Annotated in this window: 17 protein-coding genes; 9 read left to right on the plus strand and 8 right to left on the minus strand. The window is 65.1% G+C overall.

The annotated features are described in order from the left end of the window. Window positions 1–5 precede the first annotated feature (5 nt). From AC1RQP_RS12330 to AC1RQP_RS12345, 4 genes are all read left to right on the plus strand, one after another. Window positions 6–875, plus strand: a complete 870-nt coding sequence (locus AC1RQP_RS12330; protein ID WP_492937094.1) for an MBL fold metallo-hydrolase — start codon at window positions 6–8, stop codon at window positions 873–875. A 126-nt stretch (window positions 876–1,001) separates the two neighbouring features. Continuing rightward, entirely contained in the window at window positions 1,002–2,150 is a 1,149-nt protein-coding gene (locus tag AC1RQP_RS12335; protein ID WP_492937095.1) for an alpha/beta hydrolase, read from the plus strand. A gap of 67 nt (window positions 2,151–2,217) precedes the next feature. Further along, a complete protein-coding gene (mbfA, locus tag AC1RQP_RS12340) occupies window positions 2,218–3,189 on the plus strand; it encodes an iron exporter MbfA (RefSeq protein ID WP_239627494.1) in 972 nt (323 codons plus the stop codon). Window positions 3,190–3,292: 103 nt separating this feature from the next. Further along, complete coding sequence (locus AC1RQP_RS12345) at window positions 3,293–4,765, plus strand: amidase (RefSeq protein WP_492937096.1); 1,473 nt, start codon at window positions 3,293–3,295, stop codon at window positions 4,763–4,765. 167 nt (window positions 4,766–4,932) lie between these two features. On the opposite strand, the gene AC1RQP_RS12350 is transcribed toward AC1RQP_RS12345, so the two are convergent. Together AC1RQP_RS12350 and AC1RQP_RS12355 are read right to left on the minus strand one after the other, a co-directional pair. Beyond that, window positions 4,933–6,021 carry a Zn-dependent alcohol dehydrogenase gene (locus tag AC1RQP_RS12350; RefSeq protein ID WP_492937097.1) on the minus strand — a complete coding sequence of 363 codons (1,089 nt, stop codon included), beginning with the start codon at window positions 6,019–6,021 and terminating at the stop codon, window positions 4,933–4,935. A gap of 73 nt (window positions 6,022–6,094) precedes the next feature. Beyond that, the gene (locus tag AC1RQP_RS12355) at window positions 6,095–7,879 is read right to left on the minus strand and encodes an acyl-CoA dehydrogenase family protein (RefSeq protein ID WP_492937098.1); all 1,785 of its coding nucleotides are present in this window, start codon (window positions 7,877–7,879) and stop codon (window positions 6,095–6,097) included. A 221-nt stretch (window positions 7,880–8,100) separates the two neighbouring features. Between AC1RQP_RS12355 and AC1RQP_RS12360 the strand changes: the two genes are divergently transcribed. Both AC1RQP_RS12360 and AC1RQP_RS12365 read left to right on the plus strand, forming a co-directional pair. Then, a complete protein-coding gene (locus AC1RQP_RS12360) occupies window positions 8,101–8,802 on the plus strand; it encodes an SDR family NAD(P)-dependent oxidoreductase (RefSeq protein ID WP_492937099.1) in 702 nt (233 codons plus the stop codon). Window positions 8,803–8,927: 125 nt separating this feature from the next. Continuing rightward, the gene (locus AC1RQP_RS12365; RefSeq protein ID WP_492937100.1) at window positions 8,928–9,758 is read left to right on the plus strand and encodes an enoyl-CoA hydratase; all 831 of its coding nucleotides are present in this window, start codon (window positions 8,928–8,930) and stop codon (window positions 9,756–9,758) included. A 230-nt stretch (window positions 9,759–9,988) separates the two neighbouring features. Here the strand turns inward: AC1RQP_RS12365 and AC1RQP_RS12370 are convergent, their stop codons facing one another. Together AC1RQP_RS12370 and AC1RQP_RS12375 are read right to left on the minus strand one after the other, a co-directional pair. Continuing rightward, entirely contained in the window at window positions 9,989–10,612 is a 624-nt protein-coding gene (locus AC1RQP_RS12370) for a GNAT family N-acetyltransferase (RefSeq protein ID WP_492937101.1), read from the minus strand. 68 nt (window positions 10,613–10,680) lie between these two features. Beyond that, the gene (locus tag AC1RQP_RS12375) at window positions 10,681–10,884 is read right to left on the minus strand and encodes a DUF1127 domain-containing protein (RefSeq protein WP_239627505.1); all 204 of its coding nucleotides are present in this window, start codon (window positions 10,882–10,884) and stop codon (window positions 10,681–10,683) included. 110 nt (window positions 10,885–10,994) lie between these two features. Here AC1RQP_RS12375 and AC1RQP_RS12380 point away from each other — a divergent pair, with 110 nt between their 5' ends. Both AC1RQP_RS12380 and AC1RQP_RS12385 read left to right on the plus strand, forming a co-directional pair. Continuing rightward, on the plus strand, window positions 10,995–11,894 hold the full coding sequence (locus tag AC1RQP_RS12380) for a transcriptional regulator GcvA (RefSeq protein ID WP_492937102.1): 900 nt from the start codon (window positions 10,995–10,997) through the stop codon (window positions 11,892–11,894). Window positions 11,895–12,039: 145 nt separating this feature from the next. Continuing rightward, on the plus strand, window positions 12,040–13,368 hold the full coding sequence (locus AC1RQP_RS12385) for an MFS transporter (RefSeq protein ID WP_492937104.1): 1,329 nt from the start codon (window positions 12,040–12,042) through the stop codon (window positions 13,366–13,368). Window positions 13,369–13,378: 10 nt separating this feature from the next. Here AC1RQP_RS12385 and AC1RQP_RS12390 read toward each other — a convergent pair whose 3' ends face one another. The 3 genes from AC1RQP_RS12390 to AC1RQP_RS12400 are packed head-to-tail and all read right to left on the minus strand — an operon-like array spanning window position 13,379 to window position 16,040. After that, window positions 13,379–13,792, minus strand: coding sequence for a Rieske (2Fe-2S) protein (locus AC1RQP_RS12390; protein WP_492937105.1), 414 nt, complete (start codon window positions 13,790–13,792; stop codon window positions 13,379–13,381). Window positions 13,793–13,844: 52 nt separating this feature from the next. Continuing rightward, complete coding sequence (locus AC1RQP_RS12395; protein WP_492937106.1) at window positions 13,845–14,957, minus strand: amidohydrolase family protein; 1,113 nt, start codon at window positions 14,955–14,957, stop codon at window positions 13,845–13,847. 24 nt (window positions 14,958–14,981) lie between these two features. After that, window positions 14,982–16,040 (minus strand): amidohydrolase family protein, encoded by a 1,059-nt coding sequence (locus AC1RQP_RS12400; protein ID WP_492937107.1) that lies wholly within the window; start codon window positions 16,038–16,040, stop codon window positions 14,982–14,984. Window positions 16,041–16,183: 143 nt separating this feature from the next. Between AC1RQP_RS12400 and AC1RQP_RS12405 the strand changes: the two genes are divergently transcribed. Continuing rightward, the gene (locus AC1RQP_RS12405) at window positions 16,184–16,666 is read left to right on the plus strand and encodes a CinA family protein (RefSeq protein WP_492937108.1); all 483 of its coding nucleotides are present in this window, start codon (window positions 16,184–16,186) and stop codon (window positions 16,664–16,666) included. 35 nt (window positions 16,667–16,701) lie between these two features. On the opposite strand, the gene AC1RQP_RS12410 is transcribed toward AC1RQP_RS12405, so the two are convergent. Next, entirely contained in the window at window positions 16,702–16,977 is a 276-nt protein-coding gene (locus tag AC1RQP_RS12410; protein ID WP_131872072.1) for a DUF1488 family protein, read from the minus strand. Between the last annotated feature and the right edge of the window lie 30 nt (window positions 16,978–17,007).

The raw sequence follows: 17,007 nt of genomic DNA on the forward strand, positions 1-17,007 counted from the left end.
TTCTCATGAGCCTGAAGTTCTCAGTCGGCGATCTCACCATCCATCGCGTCATCGAGCAGGAGACCTCCTTCGTTCCTGCGCTGGAAATGCTGCCGGGGCTGACGGCGGAGGTGCTGGCCGAGAATCGGCAATGGATGCGTCAGGCCAGGGCGCTGGACGAGCAGGACGTGTTGCTGCTGTGCTTCCAGTCCTACATCGTGAGGACGCCGCACCACACCATCCTGATCGACAGCTGCATCGGCAACGACAAGCCGCGGCCGCAGCGGCCGAAATGGAACATGAAGACCGACGACACCTATTTGCGCGCGCTGAACGCTACCGGCTTCTCGGTGGACGACATCGACTTCGTGATGTGCACGCATCTGCATGTCGATCACGTCGGCTGGAACACGCGGTTGGAGAACGGCCGCTGGGTTCCGACCTTCCCCAAAGCGCGTTACGTCTTCGCCAAGCAGGAATTCGACCACTGGTCCGAGCAGAATGCGAAGGCGGAGATCCCGCCTTTCGCCGACAGCGTGCTGCCGGTGGTCGAAGCCAACAGGCACGAGCTCGTCGGCAATGACCATCAGATCGGCGACCACGTCCGCATCCTGCCGACGCCCGGTCACACGCCGGGCCACGTCGCCTTCACGATGGGCCGCGGCAAGGACGAGGCGGTGTTCTCCGGCGATCTCATGCACTCGCCGTTGCAGACGCTCTATCCGGAGCTGTCGATCAAGTTCGATGTCGATCCGGCCAAGGCAGCCACGACGCGCCGCAGCTTCCTCGAGCGCTATTGCGACACCGACACGCTGTGCTGCACGGCACATTTCCCCTCGCCGTCGGTCGGCAAGATCCGGCGCAAGGGCAAAGGATTCGTTTGCGCGGCGGTGTAGCGCAAGCGGTCTTCCTGCTTCCTCCCGTCATGCCCGGGCTTGTCCCGGGCATCCACGCTCTTACAATCCATCGATCACGAAGAACGTGGATGGCCGGGACAAGCCCGGCCATGACGAGGAAACAACATGCCTGATCTGCCCGACATTCCCCTCCCCGCCGGCATCCGCTCGCGCACCATCGACGGCATCAACGGCCTGCGCGTGCATGTGCTCGAGGCGGGATTCGAGACCAAGGGGCGGCGCTGCATCCTGCTGCTGCACGGCTTTCCGGAACTGGCCTTCTCCTGGCGCAAGGTGATGCCGGCGCTGGCCGATGCGGGTTATCACGTGATTGCACCGGATCAGCGCGGCTATGGACGCACGACGGGATGGAGTGCGGAGTACGACGGCGATCTCGCCCCCTTCTCGCTTCTCAATCTCGTGCGTGACGCGCTCGCCCTGGTGTCGGCGTTCGGCTACAGGCAGGTCGATGTCGTCGGCCATGATTTCGGCAGCCCTGTCGCGGCCTGGTGCGCCTTGATCCGGCCTGACGTGTTTCGTTCGGTGACGATGATGAGCGCGCCGTTCGGCGGACCGCCGCCGCTGCCATTTGGCACCGTCGACATGCCGGCCAAGCCTGCGGCCGAAGACCCCGTTCATCGCGCGCTAGCCGCGCTCCCGCGGCCGCGAAAACACTATCAATGGTATTACGCGACGCGCGAGGCGAACGCCGACATGCAGCGCGCGCCGCAGGGCGTGCATGATTTTCTGCGCGCCTATTATCATCACAAGAGCGCGGACTGGACCGGCAACAAGCCCTATCCGCTCGAATCGTGGTCGGCGGGTGAGCTTGCGAAGCTGCCGACCTACTACGTGATGGACCTGAACGAGACCATGGCCGAGACGGTTGCGAAGGAGATGCCGTCGCCGGCCGCGGTCGCCGCCAATCAATGGCTGCCGGACCGCGAACTCGCTTACTACAGCGCCGAATATGGCCGCACCGGATTCCAGGGCGGCCTGCAATGGTATCGCTGCGGCACCTCGGGCGCTTTCAACAACGAGCTGCAATTGTTTGCCGGCCGCAGCATCGACGTGCCCTCCTGCTTCATCTCGGGCAAGCAGGACTGGGGCACTTATCAGCGCCCGGGCGTGTTCGAGACGATGCAGGCGCGCGCATGCACGAAGATGCTCGGCTGCCATCTCGTCGAGGGCGCCGGCCATTGGGTCCAGCAAGAGCAGCCGGCCGAGGTCAGCCGATTGCTGCTGGACTTCCTCACCAGGACTGGCCCTGCCTGATTTGACCGGGGAACCACTGCGCCCTATATAGTTTTTAGAATAGTTCTAAACTTATGACAGGGCGGCCGTGAAGAATTTTGCCGATCTGACCGAGCGCGAGGTGCTGGCGGTTGCGATCTCCTCCGAGGAGGAGGACAGCCGGATCTACATGACCTTCGCCGAGGATCTGAAGGAGCGCTATCCCGACTCCGCGAAACTGTTCGAGCAGATGGCCGAGGAGGAGCGCGGCCATCGCCACATGCTGCTGGAAACGTACGAGCAGCGCTTCGGCCAGCATTTGCCGCCGATCCGCCGCGAAGACGTCAAGGGCTTCCTGCGCCGCCGCCCGATCTGGCTGACCAAGAACCTGCCGCTCGACACGATCCGCCGGGAAGTCGAGACCATGGAGCTCGAGGCCGAGCGCTTCTACGCCAAGGCCGCCGAGCAGGCCGAGGACGTCAACGTGCGCCGGCTGCTCGGCGACCTCGCCGAAGCCGAGAAGGCTCATGAGCATACCGCCGCGAAACTCACCGACGAGATCCTGAAGCCCGACGTGCGTGCCGAGGAGGACCGCACGCGCCGGAGGATGTTCGTGCTGCAATATGTGCAGCCGGGCCTCGCCGGCCTGATGGACGGCTCGGTCTCGACGCTCGCGCCGCTGTTTGCGGCCGCCTTTGCCACGCATCAGAACTGGCAAACATTTCTGGTGGGCCTTGCCGCCTCGATCGGCGCCGGCATCAGCATGGGCTTTGCGGAAGCGCTGTCCGACGACGGCTCGCTCACGGGGCGCGGCTCGCCCTGGCTGCGCGGCATCACCTGTGGCGCGATGACGACGCTCGGCGGGCTCGGCCACACCGCGCCCTATCTCGTACCCGACAGCTGGGCCAACGCGTTCTGGATCGCGACGGGAATCGCTTGCATTGTGGTGTTCTTCGAATTGTGGGCGATCGCCTTCATCCGCTCGCGCTACATGGACACGCCGTTCCTCCAGGCCGTGTTCCAGATCGTGCTCGGCGGCGCCATCGTGCTGGCGGTCGGGATCGTGATCGGGGCGGCGTAGGAGCCACACTGTCCCACTGACATAGCAATCGCCATCAAACAGCCGTTGCCGCGTTCGGCCAAACTGCGCATCATCCTCCAACAACCAGAGCGGGAGAAGCGCCGTGGCGAGGTCGGAATGGAGTTTCAAGAGTGCGGTCGAGCTGTCGGCCGCATTGAGCGCGAAGAAGGTCTCCGCGGTCGAGCTCACGCAGGATGCGATCGAGCGCATCGAACGGCATGACGGCAGGATCAATGCGATCTGCGTGCGCGATTTCGACCGCGCGCTCGTTGCCGCGCGCGAGGCGGACGCTGCATTGGCGCGCGGCGAGCGCAAGCCGCTGCTCGGCCTGCCCGTGACGATCAAGGAATCCTTCAACATCGCCGGCCTGCCGACGACCTGGGGGTTCGTTCCGCAGAAGGATTTCAAACCCGTAGAAGACGCGCTGCCGGTAGCGCGCATCAAGGAGGCGGGCGGCGTGATCCTCGGCAAGACCAACGTGCCGGTCGGCCTCGGAGACTGGCAGAGCTACAACGACATCTACGGCACCACCAACAACCCCTATGATCTCGGCCGAACACCGGGCGGATCGTCCGGAGGATCGTCCGCAGCCCTCGCCGCTGGCTATTGCGCGCTCGCCACAGGCTCCGACATCGGCGGCTCCCTGCGTGTGCCGGCATTTCATTGCGGCGTCTTCGCGCACAAGCCGACTCTCAATCTCTGCCCGGCGCGGGGCGAGACCCCGCCGCCGTTTCCGGCCATTCCGCGCGAGGGCGACCTCGCCGTCATCGGGCCGATGGCGCGCACGGCAGCAGATCTCTCCCTGCTGTTCGACATCATGGCCGGACCGGATCCGCTCGATGCCGGTGTCGCCTACAAGCTCGATCTGCCCGTTGCACGGCATCAATCATTGCGGGACTTCCGTATTCTGGTGATCGACAGCCACCCGCTGCTTCCGACCGACCGGGACGTCCGCAGCGCGATCGACAGGCTCGCAACCGAGCTCACGAAGGCCGGCGTGACCGTCGCCCGCGAGAGCGCGCTGCTCCCGGACTTCGCGGAGACGTCGCGGCTGTACATGCGCATGCTCCTGAGCTTTCTCGGCGCATTCTTCCTGCCGGATGAGCTTGCGGATGCGCAGGCCCGGGCGAGCCAGTTGTCGCCCGAGGATCGCAACCTCGGCGCGGAGCGACTGCGCGGCATCACCGCAAGCCACCGCGCCTGGGTGCTCGACGCAGGCAGCCGCGCCGGCCTGCGGGCGCAATGGCGCGCGCTGTTCAAGAGCTTCGACGCGGTGATCTGCCCGATCATGCCGACGCCGGCCTTTCCGCATGACCATTCGCCGGAGCAACGCCTGCGAACGATCTGCATCGACGGCAAGGACTATCCCTATTCCGACCAGCTCGCTTGGCCGGGCATCGCGACGCTTCCGGGCCTGCCTGCGACGGCCGTTCCGCTCGGTCTGTCGAAAGACGGCCTGCCGGTCGGCGTGCAGATCGTCGGCCCGTGGCTGGAGGATCGCACGCCGCTGAAGCTCGCCGAGCTGATCGAGCGCGAGTTCGGCGGGTTCGTGCCGCCGAAGATGTTCGACGATTGATGCGTCGCTTGTCGCGGCGAGTTAGGGCAGGCCGTCCTCACACTCCGCTGTCATGCCGCGGCTTGACCGGGGCATCCAGTACGCCGCGGCGGTAGTTCATTCACACAAGTCCCGCCGCGGCGTACTGGATCGTCCGGTCAAGCCGGACGATGACACCGTGACGACCGCTAGCTATCGAACATGATCACGCTGCGCAGCGTCTTGCCGGCCTTCATGTTGGCAAAGCCCTCGTTGATCTCGTTCAGCTTCAGCTTGGCCGAGATCCAGTCCTCAAGGTGCAGGCGGCCGCGCAGATAGAAATCGACCAGGCGCGGCATGTCTACGCGGAAATGGTTGGAGCCCATCGAGGAGCCCTGGATCTTGCGCTCGCGCAAGAAGTCGAAGCCGTGCAGCTCGATCTTCTGGCCGAACGGAATCATGCCGACGATGGTCGCGGTGCCGCCCGAGGCGAGCATGCCGAACGCCTGCTCGGCGGTCTCCTTGCGGCCGAGCACCTCGAATGAATGATGCACGCCGCCATCGGTGAGGTCGCGCACCTGCTTGACCACGTCGCCGTCGGCGGGGTTGACGATGTCGGTGGCGCCGAGCTTGGTCGCGAGCTGGAGCTTGGCCGGATTGGTGTCGATGGCGATGATGCGGCCGGCGCCGGCGATCTGCGCGCCGTTGATCGCGGCCATGCCGACGCCGCCGCAGCCGATCACGGCGACGGTCTCGCCGGCCGTCACCTTCGCCGTGTTCACCACCGCGCCGTAGCCGGTGATGACGCCGCAGCCGATCAGCGCGGCGAGATCGAGCGGCATCTCCTTCCTGATTTTGACGATGGCGTTCTCGTGCACCAGCATCTGCTCGGCAAAGGAGGAGAGGTTGAGGAACTGGTGCAGCTGTTCCGGCTTCGACCATTGCATGCGGTTGGAGACGCCCGGCAGCATCTTCACCGTGGTGTCGGTGCAGAGCACGGTGCGGCCCGTGGTGCAGTTGTCGCAGGTGCCGCAGAACACGGACAGGCAGGTGACGACGTGGTCGCCCGGCTTGACGTAGGTGACATCAGAGCCGACCTGCTCGACCACGCCGGCGGATTCGTGGCCGAGCACCGCCGGCAGCGGATGCGGATAGAGCCCTTCCATGAAATGCAAATCGGAGTGACAGAGGCCGGCAACCGCGGTGCGGATCAGCACCTCGCGCGGACCGGGCTTCGGCAGGCTGATGTCCTCGATGACGAGCGGCTGGTTGACTTCATGGAGGACGGCGGCCTTCATCGGTGTTTCCTCGTTGTTATGATTATCGTTGCGTGCGGACTTCACCTCTCCCGAAGGGAGAGGTGAAGAGAGCCTACGCTGCCAAAACCAGTTCGCCAACCTCGCTCATGCTGCCTGCGCGATCGCCGAGCAGCAACACTGCGATCTTCGCTTGCGCGGCATTTTCCGTCAGCCGGAACGGATCGCTCGGCGACACCCGATGATCGATGACGAGGCGCGACAGCAGCAGGCGGCGCGCATCGCCGCGCATGTCGTGGATGCGATGCGCCTCCCAGGCGAGCGCGACCGCGCTCGCGACATGATAGAGCAGGCTGGTGGCGCGGCGGGCCTCCGCCTCGTTCTCGGACTTGCTCGCGACCTCGCGCGCGAAGCCGACGGCGCGATCGGTGAGGCCGCGCAGACGGTCGCGCCAGGCCTGCGGCACGGAAGCGCTGTCGTCGAGCCGGGCGTGCAGATCGGCCGCGAGCGCGGACTCCGCGCCGTGACGGCCGACCGCGCGCCGCAGCGCATCGATGGCCACGATGTTGCCGGTGCCCTCCCAGACCGAGCCGAGATGGGCATCGCGCAGCAGGCGGGCGGTGGCGAACTCCTCGATATAGCCGATGCCGCCGCGCATCTCGAGCGCATCGCCGCAGACCTTGCGCGCATCGCGCGTGGCGCGGAATTTCAGCGTCGGGGTGAGGATGCGCAGGAGCGCCGCCGCATCCTGACTTCCCGCTTCGGCGCGATCGAGCGCATCGGCGGTGAGAAAGCTCATCGACAGCGCCTGCTCGACCGGCAGCATGATCTTCAACATCTGTCGCCGTCCGAGCGGCAGGTCGACGATGCGGCTGCCGAACACCACGCGGTTCGTCGCCACCGTCATCGCGTCGTGATAGGCGCGGCGCATCAGCGCGGTGGACTTGACGCCGTTGGACAGGCGCGACGAGTTCACCATCTCGGCCATCTGCACGAAGCCGCGGTCGAGCTTGCCGACCGCGTAGGCGATCGCGCCTTCGAGCTTGATCTCGCCCGAGGCCATCGAACGCGTGCCGAGCTTGTCCTTGAGGCGCACGATCCGGTAGTTGTTCTGCGCGCCGTCGTCGAGAAAGCGCGGCATCAGGAACAGGCCGACGCCGCGCGTGCCGGGGCCCGCCCCTTCAGGACGCGCCAGCAGCATCACGACCTTCGCGTCCGCATTCGAGCAGAACCATTTTTCGCCGTAGAGACGCCAATGGTCGCCCTCCTGCACCGCACGCGTGGTCAGCGTGCCGACGTCGGAGCCGCCCTCCTTCTCGGTCATGAACTGGCCGCCCTGCGTCAGCTTGCTCATGTCGGTCGAGGTCAGGCCGTCGAGATATTTCGCCTTCAGCGCCTCGCTGCCGAAACTTGCCAGCAGCTTGGCGCAGCCGTCGGTGACGTTGATCGGGCAGCCCATGCCGAATTCGGTCTGGTTGAACAGGAAGGTAAAGGCGTGCTTGGCGACGACGGGATATTTGTCCGGCCAGCCCATGATGCCCTTGCGGATCGAGAGCGCATGGATGCCGAACTCGCCGAACGCGGCGTTCTCCAGTTCGCGATAGGCCGGGTGGTATTCGATCCATTGCATGTCGCGGCCGAACTTGTCGCGCTGGTGCAGAACGGGCGTGTGCCGGTCCGCGAGCCGCGCGCACTCGTCGAGATGGCCGCCGGCGAGCTCGCCGAGACGGTCGAGATGCGGCTCGATATGACGGAACAGCGTATCCGGCAGATGAATGCGCAGGAGATCGGCCAGCGCCGGATCGGCGCGGTAGAAATTCATGCCTGACGTATCGGGCGCCAGCAGGCCGGAAGGTGCGGCCGCGGCATTTTGTGGCTGCGCTGTGACCGGCTTGTGCATGATCGTCCTCTTCGTTTCCGTCCGACGGCAATTCTTTGCGCTTGCCGCTTTGGATGATGTCGATCATGCTCCAGTCGCGGACAGCGATAAAGCCGCAAATTGTCAGGGCGGCATGATCGCCGTGGAGGAGCAATTCGCTCTGCGGAATTGTGATCGACCCGGCTGGTCGTTCGCACAGCCCATGCATAGATCAGCGGCTCCTGCTTCCGAGAGATCACGCCATGGAACATCCGAAATACAAGATCGCCCTCATCGTCGGTGCCGGCGAAGGCCTCAGCGCCTCGCTGGCGCGGCTGCTCTCCGCCCAGGGCATCCGCGTCGCGCTCGCCGCGCGAAAGATCGAGAAGCTCGGCGCGCTCTGCAGCGAGACCGGCGCCAAGGCCTATGCCTGCAACGCCACCGAGCCTGACGAGGTGGAGCGGCTGTTCGGCCTCGTCGAGCGCGAGATCGGAACGCCCGACCTCGTCGTCTACAATGCCAGCGGCCGCACGCGCGGGCCTTTCATCGAGCTCGTTCCGGCCGACGTCGCGCAGGCGATTGCGGTCAGCGCCTATGGCGGCTTCCTGGTGGCGCAGCAGGCGGCCAGGCGCATGCTGCCGAACAAGCACGGCGCGATCCTGTTCACCGGCGCCTCCGCCAGCGTCAAGGGCTATGCGCAGTCGGCGCCGTTCGCGATGGGCAAGTTCGCGCTGCGCGGCCTCGCGCAGAGCATGGCGCGCGAATTGTCGCCGCAAGGCATCCATGTCGCGCATTTCGTCATCGACGGCGGCATCCGCAGTGCGGCGCGAACCGAACCGGCGGACAAGCCGGATTCGATGCTCGATCCCGACGCGATCGCAGCGAGCTACTGGAACGTGCTGCAGCAGCCGCGCAGCGCCTGGAGCTGGGAGCTGGAGCTGCGGCCCTGGGTGGAGAAGTTTTGAGGCGATAAATTCACAGCTGCCGTAGGGTGGGCAAAGGCGCGTTAGCGCCATGCCACCATCTCGGAGACGGAAAGAAATGGTGGGCACGCTTCGCTTTGCCCACTCTACAAGAGTAGGGAGCGACGATGACCACGGAAACCACCATCGACACCGGCACCAGTGAACTCCTCTGCGTCGTGCGCGACCGCGTCGCGATCATCACGCTGAACCGGCCGGAGGCGCGCAATGCGCTATCCGATAACCTGACGCCGGCGCTGCGCACGATGATCCGAACCTGCGGCGAGGATCCCGGTGTCGGCGCGCTGCTGCTCACCGGCGCGGGCGAAGCGTTCTGCGCCGGCGGCAACGTCAAGGGCATGGGCGCACATCGCGACAAGGCAAAGCTCGATATGTCCCTTGACGACAAGGTTGCCGACCTTCAGGAGCGGCAACGGCTGCTGACCGGCGCGCTGGTGTCGGTGCGCAAGCCGACCATCGCCGCGCTGCCCGGTCCCGCGGTCGGCGCCGGGCTTGCCATCGCCATGGCCTGCGATATCCGCATCGCCGCACAATCCGCCTTCGTTGCAACCGGCTATGCCCGCATCGCGCTCAGCGGCGACTACGGCATCGCCTGGCTCCTGACCCGGCTCGTCGGCACCGCGCGGGCGCGCGAGCTGATGTTCACCGGCGATCGCGTCGATGCGGTACGCTGCGAAGCCATCGGCCTCGTCAACCGCGTGGTGCCTGATGACAAGCTGCAAACCGAGGCCTTCGCGCTGGCCAGATCGCTCGCCGAAGGCCCGCGCCTGGCGCTGCGCTACATGAAGGACAATCTCGACGAGGCCGTGCTGTTCGACTTTGAAACGGCGCGCGACCACGAGGCTGAACGACTGATCCGCCTGACCACGACCGCGGATCACAAGGAGGCGGTGCAGGCCTTCATCGAGAAGCGCAGGGCGGTGTTCACGGGGAAGTAGCCGACACCCGAAATCTGTGACCGTCACCCTGAGGCGGCCGCTTTTTCAGCGGCCCTCGAAGGGCGACGGCCCGACTGTTGCTGCGAGAGACTGCTTGGAAACAGCGGGGCCGTTCATCCTTCGAGGCTCGTTCTGCGAAAGTGCGCAGAACGAGCGCCTCAGGATGACGGATCGGGCAGGAAAGCAAAAAAAACCCGGCTCTGGCTTGGCCAGGCCGGGCTGCAGTGGTGTCAGGCCGAGGCTGAGGGGCTGTCGGCCTGACGGGAAAGGGCGGCGAGGCGCCAGCTCGCGCAGGGAATGTCTCTGGGCGCGACGCTGATCTCCTTGTCGAAACGCACCAGCTTCCAGTCGTCGGGATGATTGACGAAAGCGAAGCCGGATTTGCGCGCGAGCGAGACCATCGCCTCGTTGGAACGCAGCGTGTCGCCGAACATGTGCTCGGCGCCAAGCGCGGCGGCGCGGCATTCGAGGTTCTTCATCAACGCGGTGGCGATACCGCGGCCCTGCCAGCGGTCGTCGACCGACAGGCCGAACTCGAGAGTCGCGGTCTCGGCATGGAAGGCGTAGCGCGCTTCGGCCACGATGGTCTCGAAGCCGTCGACCATCATGGTCGCAACGATCGTGAAGCGCTCGCCCTCGCCGACCCGAAGGAAGTCGTGCAGCAGGCCCTGCGGCAGCTCGCTGATCGCGCCGAAGAAACGGTTGTAGCGGGAGCCCGTCGAGAGGGAGCGGAAGTAGTGCTGGAGCTCGTCGGTGTCGCGCGGCTCGACGAAGCGGACGTTGAGCGCCGTGCCGTCGCTTGTGCGCAGCCTGTCCGAATATTGCTTCAGGTCTTCGAGGCGAAGGATGCTCATGACACATGCCGTGCGGAAAAGGGACCGCCGGCGCCCCCACAGTCAGGCGGCGCCGGCCTGGCGGCCTATCAGGCCCGCCAGAAGGGTTTGTCGGCCTCATAGGCGACATCGGACCAGGACAGCCCGACATCATGGAGGTCGCGGGCGGTCCAGTTGGTCATCTCGCGCCTGGTGCGGTAGCGCTCATGCCAGACGTGAAGCGTCTCGCCGATCTGCTGGATCAGGCCCGGTGCATGATGATTTGTCATCGAATTGTCGGTCAAAGTAGACATTTTCAGCTCCTGGAGCTAAGTTGACCACTAATATCTGCTTCCTGCCGCGCTGCGACAAACGACAATTTGTACCTTTTCGCATGAAATAACGTCATGTATCCTGCTGCCAAATGACTGCCAGATTGCCGTCCCTGAACGGATTGCGGGCGTTCGAGGCCGCCGCGCGCCATCTCAGCTTCACGCTGGCAGCCAGCGAGCTGAACGTGACCCAGACCGCGATCAGCCATCAGATCCGCAGGCTGGAGGAGGAGCTCGGCATCCGCCTGTTCATCCGGCAGAACCGCGCGCTGGCGCTGACGCCGGAGGCGCGCGACTACCTGCCGGGCGTCCGCGCCGCCTTCAATGATCTCCGGCTCGCCACCGATCGACTGCTGCGCAAAGAGGACGACAAGGTGCTGACCGTGTCGACGCTGGCCTCGCTCGCGGCAAAATGGCTGCTGCCGCGGCTGACCGATTTCCAGGAGCAACATCCCGGCATCGACGTGCGCATCACCACCTCGACCAGCCTCGTCGACTTCCAGCGCGACAATGTCGATGCCGCGATCCGCTACGGCCGCGGCCAGTGGCCGGGCGTGCGTGCCGACTGGTTGATGGCGGACGAGCTGTTTCCGGTATGCAGTCCGTCACTGCTGCGCGGCGACAAGCCGCTGCGCCGGCCGGAGGATCTGCGCAACCATCCGCTGCTGCACACCTCGAACGCCAACAGCGACGACTGGCGGCTGTGGCTGACCGCGGCGGGCCTGCCCGTCGATATCGCAAGGCAGCCCGGCATCACCTTCGACATGATCTTCATGACCATCCAGGCCGCGATCGACGGCATCGGCGTGGCGATGGGACGGACCTCCTACGTCCAGGACGACATCGCCAAGGGCCGGTTGGTGGTACCCTTCAAGATCGCGCTGCCGGCCGATGCCGGGTTCTACCTGGTCGCGCCGGAGGGCCGCCGCGAGGCGCCGAAGCTTGCCGCCTTCCGGCAATGGATCGTCGCTGCAACGCAAAACAAAGCCTGAAAAATCATCAGCCTCCTCCGGAAAACCGGTTGACTCGTCCCACCCCGCGCGGGATGGGGTATGACAGATTGTCGCAGCATCAATCTGTCGCCTTGCCGTGCAATGCATTTCGGCCCGGCCACGTCTTTCCAAGGGGAGCAACGTCATGGCTGGACCAGCCGCCTCAACCAATCCGCCCGCAATCAGGTCGCGCGTCGGCGCGATCCTGCGCGCCACCTCAGGCAATTTCCTCGAGCAGTTCGATTTCTTCCTGTTCGGCTTCTACGCCGCCGCAATCGGCAAGGCGTTCTTCCCCTCGACCAACGAGACCGCCTCGCTGCTCAACACCTTCGGCGTGTTCTGGCTCGGCGCCTTGATGCGCCCCGTGGGCGCCATCGTGCTGGGGGCCTACATCGACCGCATCGGCCGCCGCCAGGGCCTCATCGTCACGCTCGGCATCATGGCCTTCGGCACGATCGTCATCGCGTTCTGCCCGAGCTACGCGACCATCGGCATCGCAGCGCCGATCATCGTGCTGATCGGCCGGCTGCTGCAAGGCTTCTCGGCCGGCGTCGAGCTCGGCGGCGTGTCGGTGTATCTCGCGGAGATCGCGACGCCCGGCAATCGCGGCTTCTACACCTCGTTCCAATCGTCGAGCCAGCAGGTCGCGATCTTCGTGGCCTCGATCCTCGGCTACATCCTCTCCGAGGTGATGCCCGCCGACACCGTGGCCGCCTGGGGCTGGCGCATTCCCTTCTTCGTGGGATGCCTGATCATTCCGCTGATCTTCCTCCTGCGACGGACGCTCGAGGAGACACCGGCCTTCCTCGCCATGAAGAAGCATCCGACCGCGAGCGAGGTGTTCGCCTCCGCGCTCGCCAACTGGCGCATCGTCGTCCTCGGCATGATGATCGCAATCCTGACCACGACGACGTTCTACTTCGTCACCGTGTACACGCCGACCTTCGGCAAGACCGTGCTGAAGCTGTCGACGCATGACGCGCTGCTGGTCACGCTGCTCGTCGCGGTGGCCAACTTCATCTGGAATCCGGTCGGCGGCGCGCTCTCCGATCGCATCGGCCGCAAGCCGGTGCTGATCGCGATCGCCTGCCTGGCGCTGGTGACCGCCTATCCGGCATTGCACTGGCTGGTGGCGGCGCCGACCTTCGGCAAGCTGCTCGCCGTCGAGATGGTGTTCTCATTCTATTTCGGCGTCTACAGCGGCACCATGTTGGGTGCCCTCGTCGAGATCGTGCCGGCGCATGTCCGCACCACCTGCTTCTCGCTGGCGTTCGCGCTCGCCGCGGCCCTGTTCGGCACCTTCACGCCGTTCGCCTCGACCTGGCTGATCGAGCGGACCGGCGACAAGGCCTCGCCCGGCTTCTGGCTGATGTTCGCCGCCCTGCTCGGCATCATCGCGGCCTCGACGGTGTATCGCGGCGGCAAAGCGGTGCCGGCCTATGATGCGGTGCCGGAGCCGGTCGCGGGAGGGTGAAGAGGCGCGGCTACAGCTCCACCACCACGTAGTCGCTCTCGATCCTGACCGGGATCGTCTCCGCGACATACGGCCCTTTCACTACGCTCGCGCCCGGCTCGACATGGGCCGGGTAGGCCTTCACGCGGAAGCGGCGGGGGTCGCAGTAGGATTGGCCGGTGCGGATGTCGAACTCCCAGCCGTGCCACGGGCAGCGGATGATCTCTCCGAGTTTCGTGTACTCGATCTCGCCGGGATTGTTCGATTGCGCGAGCCCGATCAGCGGGCCCTCGCACAGCGCCGCGCCCTGATGCGGGCAGCGGTTCATCAGGCCGAAATACTCGCCCTTGATGTTGAAGATTGCGATCGGCCGTCCGTCGATCTCCAGGAATTTTCGCGTGCCCGGCGGAAGCTCGTCGACCGCGGCAATGACATGCCGGGCCATGCTTATGTTTTCCGCATGATCTGATCGAAAAACCGCTTCACACTTTTTCGGATCATGCGGCTATCCCGTAAAGCTTCTTCGCATTGCCGAGATAGAACGCCTCGCGATTGGCCTCGCTGACGCCCGCCGGCAAGACGCGCGAGGGCTCATCGTAATCCCAATGCGGATAGTCGGTCGCGAACAAGAGTCGATCCCAGCCGATCCATTTGATAACGTCGAACAGATCCTCGCGGCTTTCAGGATCCTCCATCGGCTGCGTCGTCCACCACACCTGCTCGCGGATATATTCCGACGGCGGCCGCTTCACATGCGGCACCTCGCTCCTGAGCCGCTGCCAGGCCTTGTCGAGCCGCCACGCCAGCGACGGCGCCCAGCCGAAGCCGGCCTCGATCATCACCATCTTCAGTTTCGGGAAGCGCTCGAACACGCCCTCCAGCACGAGGCTCGCCAGCGCCGATTGCTGGCATTGCGAGTGGCCCACCATCTCCTCGATGTAGTAGGACGGCCAGCCCGAGGGCGTGATCGGGTTGCCGCCGAAGCCGAAGGCGTGGACGCCGACGGGAAGACCTGCCTCCTCCGCGGCCTGGTAGATCGGCCAATAGCGGCGCTGGCCGAGCGGCTCGACATTGCGGCTGAGCAGCAGCACCTGCACGAAGTTCTTGTCGCCGGCGCGCTCGCGAATTTCGGCGGCGGCCGACAACCCGTCCTCATTGCCGACGACGATCGAGGCCTTCAGCCGCTTGTCCCTGGAGGTCCATTTGTCGATCTGCCAGTCGTTGATCGCCGAGCACAGCGCGGCCGACAGCTCGTGATTGCGGATGCCTTGTCCGGTGTTGAGCGGATTGAGCACCCCCAGTTGCACGTTGTTGGGATCGAGCAGCTGCTTCTGCATGAAAGATAGCGAGGAGCCCTGCGGCCCGCCCTCCGGCGGATAGGCATCGCGGCGCGAGGCGTTGGGCTGGGCTTTCGGATAGGGCGGGCCTTCCATCATGCCTTGATAGGCATGGACGCCGTAGACTTCGAGGTGATGCTGCCAGCGTTTGGCGAGGTAGGGATAGAGTTCGGTGCGGGTGGCGCGTGCCGGATGGATGTCGCAGTCCGCGATCGCGGTTTTGACGGTCAGTGGGGACGCGGCTTCTTGGCTCTCGCGGAACTGGATATTCATCGCCTTGCCTCCTTTGGCAGCGGCTCACGTCAGGCGGGGATAGGTTGCATGCGGATTGTCGATCATGATCTTGCGCACGAGATCGGGGGACAGACCTCCGGGCAGCGCGTCCTGGCCGTCGAACTGCCAGTGCGGATAGTCCGTGGAGAATAGGACCAATTCGTCCGACTGCATATGATCAAACAGGCGAATTAATGTCTCGGCTTCCGGCGGTGCATCAAATGGCTGTAACGAGAAGCGGATGTTGCTGCGCACAATCTCCAGCGGCGCGCGATCGACCCATGGGGTCTCCATCCGCACCCCGCGCCAGAACTTGTGCAGTCGCCAGAGATAGGGCGCGATCCAGGAGACGCCGGACTCCAGCATCACCATTTTCAGCCGCGGATATTTGGCGAACACGCCTTCGACGATCACGCTGGTGAGCTGGGTCTGGAACGCCTGGGCCTGCCCGACATAGTCCTCGATGTGGTAGGATCCCCACCCCACCGCGGTCGGCGGATTGTGATAAGCGGAACCGGCATGGATGCCGAGCGGCAGTTCCAGCCGCTCCGCGGCCTCATAGATCGGCCACAGCGCGCGCTTGCCGAGCGGCACGTCGCCCATGACCAGCATCAGGATCTGCACGAAGCGCTTGTCCGGGGCGCAGCGCTCGATCTCGGCGACGGCCTTCTCGACGCTTTGCGTCGGGATCACGATCGAGCCACGCAGCCGCGTGTCGCGATCGAGCCATTCCTTCGCCAGCCAGTCGTTCAGCGCGCGGCAGAAGGCGGCCTGCATGTCCTCGGAGAACACCATCTGCACGCCGTACAGCGGATTGCAGATGGCATGCTCGAGCTGGAAGGGATCGAGCACATGGCGCTGCATGTCCGCCAGACTCTCTCCCGGCTTGCCCTGCTCGGGCCACCAGTCGGGCCGTGCCGTAATCGGCGAGTTCTGCGGATAGGATTGCGAGACGAGGTCGACCATGCCGCGCGTCGTGACCTGATCGCGCCAATAATCGTTCAGGTACGGCAGCAGGCTGGTCAGATGCGGCACGGCCGGATGCACATCGCAGTCCACCCCACCGGCGATCAGGGACGCCATGACGTCTCCTTCACGTTTCCTCGTCAATTCTTGTCTCGTGCCCGCATTCAAGCAGGCCTGCCCGCCGCCCGCAACTCAGCCGGGGCCGCCGGCATATGCTAGGAAGGCGCAGCTCGGTTGCGAAGGAATGAGGGGTTTCAGGGATGAGAGAGCTCGTCGGCATTGCGGAACGGGTCGCGGCCCAACTGATCGCGCGCAAGCAGACCATCGCGGTTGCGGAATCATCGGCCGGCGGCCTGATCTCGGCCAGCCTGCTCGCGGTGCCCGGCGCCTCCGCCTATTACCTCGGCGGCGCGGTGGTCTACACCCGCGACGCCAGACGGGTGCTGATGGATATTTCGGATGACGGCATGAAAGGTTTCCGGTCGTCGTCGGAGCCCTACGCGCAATTGCTGGCCGAGCAGATGCGCAGCCGCTTCAATTGTGATTGGGGCCTGTCCGAGACCGGTGCCGCCGGCCCCACCGGCAACCGCTACGGCGACGCAGCGGGCCATAGCTGCATGGCGGTCGCAGGACCCGCCGCGGAGGTGATGACGCTGGAGACGGGCAGCAGCGACCGGTTTGCGAACATGCAGGTGTTTGCGGCAACGGCACTGAAGTTGCTGCTGAGGAAGCTGGAGGGGTGACGGTGAGGGGGTTGTGTCCGCGGCACGGCTCAATGTCACCGCCCCAAATGCCGCATGAAAATTCGCACCACATAGCCGTGAAAGCGCGGCGCTTCGTCGTAGAGGTCCGACGCAATGCGTTCGATGGTTTCGCGCAGCGACAAGAATTGTGCCTGGCGCGCGCTGCTCTCGGTGCCCTGCATGCCCGCGAGCTCGTCCATGGCAGCGTCGCTGATCTGGCATTGCACGACCTCGCCATCGTTCAGCATGGTGAAACGAAAGGCCAGACGTTCGAGATCATGGCCAATGATCTTGTCGCGCGTGAGCGGCATCGCAAGCGTCCCGGTCGGCCCCCCCTCGCG

It is taken from the genome of Bradyrhizobium sp. GW821-FHT13H06 (assembly GCF_058803975.1).

Coding starts and splice junctions, on each gene's coding strand:
- AC1RQP_RS12330 (WP_492937094.1), top strand. CDS start 6: ATGAGCCTGAAGTTCTCAGTCGGCGATCTCACCATCCATCGCGTCATC.
- AC1RQP_RS12335 (WP_492937095.1), top strand. CDS start 1,002: ATGCCTGATCTGCCCGACATTCCCCTCCCCGCCGGCATCCGCTCGCGC.
- AC1RQP_RS12350 (WP_492937097.1), bottom strand. CDS start 6,021: ATGAAGGCCGCCGTCCTCCATGAAGTCAACCAGCCGCTCGTCATCGAG.
- AC1RQP_RS12355 (WP_492937098.1), bottom strand. CDS start 7,879: ATGCACAAGCCGGTCACAGCGCAGCCACAAAATGCCGCGGCCGCACCT.
- AC1RQP_RS12360 (WP_492937099.1), top strand. CDS start 8,101: ATGGAACATCCGAAATACAAGATCGCCCTCATCGTCGGTGCCGGCGAA.
- AC1RQP_RS12365 (WP_492937100.1), top strand. CDS start 8,928: ATGACCACGGAAACCACCATCGACACCGGCACCAGTGAACTCCTCTGC.
- AC1RQP_RS12370 (WP_492937101.1), bottom strand. CDS start 10,612: ATGAGCATCCTTCGCCTCGAAGACCTGAAGCAATATTCGGACAGGCTG.
- AC1RQP_RS12375 (WP_239627505.1), bottom strand. CDS start 10,884: ATGTCTACTTTGACCGACAATTCGATGACAAATCATCATGCACCGGGC.
- AC1RQP_RS12380 (WP_492937102.1), top strand. CDS start 10,995: ATGACTGCCAGATTGCCGTCCCTGAACGGATTGCGGGCGTTCGAGGCC.
- AC1RQP_RS12385 (WP_492937104.1), top strand. CDS start 12,040: ATGGCTGGACCAGCCGCCTCAACCAATCCGCCCGCAATCAGGTCGCGC.
- AC1RQP_RS12390 (WP_492937105.1), bottom strand. CDS start 13,792: ATGGCCCGGCATGTCATTGCCGCGGTCGACGAGCTTCCGCCGGGCACG.
- AC1RQP_RS12395 (WP_492937106.1), bottom strand. CDS start 14,957: ATGAATATCCAGTTCCGCGAGAGCCAAGAAGCCGCGTCCCCACTGACC.
- AC1RQP_RS12400 (WP_492937107.1), bottom strand. CDS start 16,040: ATGGCGTCCCTGATCGCCGGTGGGGTGGACTGCGATGTGCATCCGGCC.
- AC1RQP_RS12405 (WP_492937108.1), top strand. CDS start 16,184: ATGAGAGAGCTCGTCGGCATTGCGGAACGGGTCGCGGCCCAACTGATC.
- AC1RQP_RS12410 (WP_131872072.1), bottom strand. CDS start 16,977: ATGCCGCTCACGCGCGACAAGATCATTGGCCATGATCTCGAACGTCTG.